At 66.0% G+C, this 5,776-nt stretch carries 4 protein-coding genes; 1 reads left to right on the top strand and 3 read right to left on the bottom strand.

Annotated elements, in window-relative coordinates:
* The 3 genes from KXJ60_RS02240 to ettA all read right to left on the bottom strand — a co-directional run.
* Positions 1-1,183, bottom strand: a 1,183-nt coding sequence (locus KXJ60_RS02240) for a DUF1631 family protein (protein ID WP_291123780.1), incomplete at its 3' end; no start/stop codon positions are given.
* A gap of 104 nt (positions 1,184-1,287) precedes the next feature.
* Positions 1,288-1,833 (bottom strand): DUF1415 domain-containing protein, encoded by a 546-nt coding sequence (locus KXJ60_RS02235; RefSeq protein ID WP_291123779.1) that lies wholly within the window; start codon positions 1,831-1,833, stop codon positions 1,288-1,290.
* 123 nt (positions 1,834-1,956) lie between these two features.
* On the bottom strand, positions 1,957-3,618 hold the full coding sequence (ettA, locus tag KXJ60_RS02230) for an energy-dependent translational throttle protein EttA (RefSeq protein WP_291123778.1): 1,662 nt from the start codon (positions 3,616-3,618) through the stop codon (positions 1,957-1,959).
* A 307-nt stretch (positions 3,619-3,925) separates the two neighbouring features.
* Here ettA and KXJ60_RS02225 point away from each other — a divergent pair, with 307 nt between their 5' ends.
* Positions 3,926-5,728, top strand: coding sequence for a DEAD/DEAH box helicase (locus tag KXJ60_RS02225; protein ID WP_291123781.1), 1,803 nt, complete (start codon positions 3,926-3,928; stop codon positions 5,726-5,728).
* Positions 5,729-5,776: the final 48 nt, after the last annotated feature.

The raw sequence follows: 5,776 nt of genomic DNA, 5'->3' as shown, positions 1-5,776 counted from the left end.
GTGCAGGCGCCACGGCAGCGGCCTGCGACCGGTTGAGCTCGGCCAGCAGCCCGGGGAAGCGGTCGGCCAGGTCGTCGCCCGGCTTGAGCAGCGTGCGGACAATCCCGCGCACCTGGTTGGAGAACGGGCCGTACCCGGGGTCCAGCTCGTTCGTGAACGCGAGGCTGCGCTCGGTGATCGCGTCGAGCAGGCGCCGCGCGGGGTTTTGCTTGTCGGCAAAGAAACGGGGTTCGGCGCGGGCCAACTGCAGCAGCGCGGGCTTCATATCCTGCAGCATGTTGCGCACGGGTTCGAGCAGGCGTTCGTCCGCTGCGATGCGCTTGAGCATCAGCGTGACGACCTCGCTGGCCAGTGTGCGGCCCATGACGTTGTCGGAAACGGCCGTGCTGTTGTCCGACTTGGCGTTCAGATCCAGATTGCCCACGAGCAACTGGTGCAGGTGGTCCAGCGTGAGGAGGTTGTCGTTGACGAGCACCTCCTGAACCGACACGGCCTCTTCCTTGGGCGCGGAAGGGGCGGTCGCCTGGCGGCTGGTGACGGTCTGCGTCACCACATAGCCCGCAGGCTTTACGCCGGCGCGGTCCAGTTGCTGGCTCAAATGCGCATACATGTGGCGCAACTCGTCGCCCAGCGCAATGGCGCCCACCTGCAGCCAGCGGGTGCGCACCGCTGCGGGCACATGAAGGCCCTTGAGCGCGGTCATGAGCGCGGCCACCACCATCTCGGCGCGCAAGGGGTTGGCATCGGGGTTCACCACGGTCAGGCCCTGAGCGCCATTCAGACGGGAGGTCAGCGTGACCAGTTCTTCGTCGACCGCCATCTTCACGACCTGCTGCACGCGGGCCAGCTCCACGGTCTCCTGCACCTGGTCATCGCCCATGAGTTCGAGCTCGTCAAAACTCACGGTGGGCGAACGGCGCGAGCCACTGCCGGTGTGCGGCAGGGCGTTTTCCATGGCTTCGGCAAACGCGGCCAGGAAGCGGGTGGCGATCAGATCACGGTGGGACTCCAGCGTCGTGCGGGCCTGCACCATGCCCTGCTTCTCGCTGAGCTGGCCAGCGGAGAGTTCGCGGTCCTTCAGGCTGCTGTGCAGTTTGCCCAGCCAGCGCGGCACCCACTCGCGGGTCTGTGCGAGGGCTTCGCGTAGGCAAGCATCGAAGGCCTGGGTGTTGCTGGCGTCCATGCAGCAGGGATCTTTCGTGAGCGTGGAATGCGGTACGGGTCAGGGCATTGTCCCCGCAGGGTACTCCCGCTATCCCGGAAAAGGAACCGGGAAAGAGGCCCAATTCAAGGTTTAGCCATCAACGCCCGCCAGCCGTCCGCGCCCAGCTCCTGCAGGGTTGTCAGGTTGCGCTCGACGATGGCATCGGCGTCACCGCCCGCCGTGTCGACCGCTCGCTCGACGCTGTCTTCCCGCAACAGGTGCAGCGTGGGAAAGGGCGAGCGGTTGGTGGCGTTGGTCACGTCGTCGGGTTGCGTGCCCTCAAATTGAAACAAGGGGTGAAAAGGGGCCACCTGAATCACCCCTTCGAGCTCGTGCTCGGCCACCACGTCGTCGACCACGTTCAGGAAATCGTTGAAGACCTCGAAATCCGGGAACAGCGTGGGATGCACCAGCAAGGTGGTGTCGATCTCCTCGGCAGGCGTGTTCACCAGCAGGTCCAGCTCCCGGTCGAGGTCGTCCAGAAACGCGTCCAGATGCCGCGCCTGACTCACCACGATGCGCACCTGGTTCTTCGCATACACCGCCCGCGCAAACGGACACAGGTTCAGGCCGATGACCGCCTTCTCGATCCAGTGGCGGGTGGCAGAGAGAACGGGATCTTCGGTCATGGATAAAACAGCGGCGTAAAGAAATGTGCATCCAGAGATGCCAAGGGTCCGGCTCCGCCGGCCCAAGGCATCGCCCCCTTGAGGGGGTGACGGCCCGAGCAGCGGGCCGGCGCGGGGGTGGGCTTACTTCAAGGCTTTGAACCGCATGCGCTTGGGCTTGGCGCCCTCTTCACCCAGGCGCTTCTTCTTGTCGGCCTCGTACTCTTGGTAGTTGCCGTTGAAGAACACCCACTGGCTGTCGCCCTCGGCGGCCAGGATGTGGGTGGCGATGCGGTCGAGGAACCAGCGGTCGTGGCTGATCACCAGCGCGCAGCCGGCGAATTCGAGCAGCGCGTCTTCCAGGGCGCGCAGGGTTTCCACGTCCAGGTCGTTCGAGGGTTCGTCCAGCAGCAGCACGTTGCCGCCTTCAGCCAGCGTCTTGGCCAGGTGCAGGCGCCCGCGCTCACCGCCCGAGAGGCTGCCCACGCGCTTTTGCTGGTCGCCACCCGAGAAGTTGAAGCGACCGCAGTACGCGCGGCTGGGCATCTGGAACTTGCCCACGGTGATCATGTCCAGGCCACCGGAGATGTCTTCCCACACGGTCTTGTCGCCGTCCAGGCCTTCGCGGCTCTGGTCGACAAACGCCATCTTCACCGTCTGGCCGATCTTGACCTCGCCGGAATCGGGTTGCTCCTTGCCGCTGATCAGCTTGAACAGCGTGGACTTGCCCGCACCGTTGGGGCCAATGATGCCGACGATGGCACCGGCCGGGATCTGGAAGCTGAGGTTGTCGATCAGCAGGCGGTCACCGAAGGACTTGCTGACGTTCTTGAACTCGAACACTTCATTGCCCAGGCGCTCGGCCACCGGGATGAAGATTTCGTTGGTTTCGTTGCGCTTCTGGTACTCGACGTCGCTCAGCTCTTCAAAGCGCGCCAGACGCGCCTTGCTCTTGGCCTGGCGGCCCTTGGGGTTCTGGCGCACCCACTCCAGTTCCTTCTTCATGGCCTTGGTGCGCGCGTCTTCGGTGCGCTGCTCCTGCTCCAGGCGGGCCTCCTTCTGCTCCAGCCAGGTGGAGTAATTGCCCTTGTAGGGAATGCCGTGGCCCCGGTCGAGTTCGAGGATCCACTCGGCGGCGTTGTCCAGGAAGTAGCGGTCGTGGGTGATGGCCACCACGGTACCGGAGAAGCGCGCGAGGAACTGCTCCAGCCAGTCCACCGATTCGGCGTCCAGGTGGTTGGTGGGTTCGTCGAGCAACAGCATGTCGGGCTTGGAGAGCAGCAGGCAGCACAGCGCCACACGGCGCTTCTCACCACCGGAGAGCACGCCGATCTTGGCGTCCCACGGCGGCAGGCGCAGGGCGTCGGCCGCAATCTCCAGCTGGTGTTCGCCGTCGGTGCCCGAGGTGGCGATGATGGCTTCGAGCTGCGCCTGTTCGGCGGCCAGGGCATCGAAATCCGCGTCTTCTTCGGCGTAGGCGGCGTACACCTCGTCCAGGCGTTTCTGCGCGGCGCGCACGCCGCTCATGCTGGCTTCCACCGCTTCGCGCACGTTCTGCTCGGGATCGAGCTGCGGCTCCTGGGGCAGGTAGCCAATGCGGATACCCGGCATCGGGATCGCTTCGCCTTCGATCTCCTTGTCGATGCCGGCCATGATCTTGAGCAGCGTGGACTTGCCCGAACCGTTGGTGCCGAGCACGCCGATCTTGGCGCCGGGAAAGAACGACAGCGAGATGTCCTTGAGGATCTGGCGCTTGGGCGGCACGATCTTGCCGACCCGGTTCATGGAAAAGACGTATTGAGCCATGGGAGTGTTCTGCCTGAAGAAACAGCGGCCAGGACGGCCGCGCAACCCGTGATTATCCCCTTTGTGCCCATGCGCGCGGTGCGCGATGTGGCCTGCCGAGGGGCGGCAGCGCTGTCGTGCGACAATACGCCCCGTCAGGCACTTCAGTTGGCTTGGCACCGGCACTTCGCCGGGGTGTGTGCAAACCGCTTGCAGCCACCAACTTCCTGAATCCATCTGCCCCAGACTGACCGGGCGCCCCAGCGACAAGCTGAGGCAACCGGAGTGGCCGATGCCCCCAGCGCCCTGGACGGGCGCCTCCATCCACATGACCTTTGACGATCTGAATCTGGCCCCGGCCATCGTGCAAGCCGTGCGCGAGCACGGCTACGAAAATCCCACCCCCATTCAGGTGGAGGCGATTCCCGCCGTGCTGGCGGGCCGCGACCTGCTCGGTGGCGCCCAGACGGGCACCGGCAAGACCGCTGCTTTCACCCTGCCCATGCTGCAGCGCCTCTCCAGCACGGAGCGCGCCAAGAGCCGCTTTGGTGGTGTCGGCATCCGCGCCCTGGTGCTCACCCCCACGCGCGAACTCGCCGCACAGGTCGAAGAATCGGTGCGCGTTTACGGCAAGCACCTGTCGCTGACCTCCACCGTGGTCTTCGGCGGCGTGGGCATGAACCCGCAGATCAACGCCATGAAGCGCGGCGTCGACATCCTGGTGGCCACACCCGGGCGCCTGCTCGACCTGCAGCAACAAGGCTTCCTGGACCTGTCCACCGTGCAGATGCTCGTGCTCGACGAAGCCGACCGCATGCTCGACATGGGTTTCATCCACGACGTGAAGAAGATCCTTGCGCTGGTGCCGAAGGAAAAGCAGAGCCTGCTGTTTTCCGCCACCTTCAGCGACGAGATCCGCGACCTGGCCAACAACCTGCTCAAGGACCCGCAGAGCATCCAGGTCACGCCCCGCAACACCACGGTGCAGCGCATCACGCAAGTGATCCACCCCGTGGGCCGCGGCAAGAAGAAAGCGCTGCTGGTGCACATCATCAACCAGCACAACTGGAGCCAGGTGCTGGTGTTCACGCGCACCAAGTTTGGTGCCAACAACGTGGCCGAATTCCTGACCAAGAACGGCATCCAGGCCATGGCACTGCACGGCAACAAGAGCCAGGGTGCCCGCACCCAGGCACTGGCCGGCTTCAAGAGCGGCGAGATTCGTGCCCTGGTGGCCACCGACATTGCCGCGCGCGGTATCGACATTGACGAGTTGCCGCACGTCGTGAACTACGAAATCCCCAACGTCAGCGAAGACTACGTGCACCGCATCGGCCGCACGGGCCGCGCGGGCAAGAGCGGTGAAGCCGTCAACCTCGTGAGCCTGGACGAAGAAGGTTTCATGATGGACATCGAGCGCTTCACCAAGCAGCAGATTCCGGTGCAGATCTTCCAGGAGTTCATGCCCGAGCCCGGCGAGAAGGCCGAGCCCATTGCGATGGGCCGCCAGACCATCTGGGGTGGCGCCGGCAAGCCGCCGAGCCGCGAAGTGATGGCCGCTGCGGCCAAGGCCGCGCGCACGGAAATGCTCCAGCGCGTGCGCGAAAAGAAGGCCGGCGAAGGTCAACCCGGTCGCGGCCACGGCGGTGGCGGCGGCGGGCAACGCCAGCGCCCTGCGGGTGACGGTGCTCAGATCGACGGCCCGCGCGGTGAAGGCCGCCGTGGCGGCGGTCAGCGCGCCAATGGCAACGGTGGTGGCAACGGTGGTGGCAACGGCCAGCCACGCGGCCATGGCGGCCCCCGCCAGGGTGCACAGGGCCAGCGCCCTCCGCGCCAGCAGGGTGACCGAGTCGACCGCGGCCCGCGCGAAGACCGCGAACCCGGTGCCGAGCGCCAGCCCGGCCCGAACGCCCACCTGGGCAGCCTGCGCATCAAGGAGCCGCGCCCACGCGCCGCCAACCCCGGCGGCCAGCCCGACCCGCTGCGCACCAGCATTGACGCCATGCGCACCGGCAACCGCGGTGGCAAGGGCGGCGGTGGTGGTCGCGGTGGCAACGGCCCGCGCGGTGGCGGCGGCGGTGGCGGCGGAAACGCCGACCCCTTGCGCACCAGCTTCGGCCGCATCCGCTAAGGCGGTTTCGCCACTACAGTGCGGTCATGTCCCATGACCGCACTGTAG

It is taken from the genome of Hydrogenophaga sp. (assembly GCF_019264445.1).
Taxonomy (GTDB): domain Bacteria; phylum Pseudomonadota; class Gammaproteobacteria; order Burkholderiales; family Burkholderiaceae_C; genus Hydrogenophaga.
The sequence above is the reverse complement of the archived record's forward strand: the minus strand, read 5'-3'. Positions and strand labels throughout refer to the sequence as shown.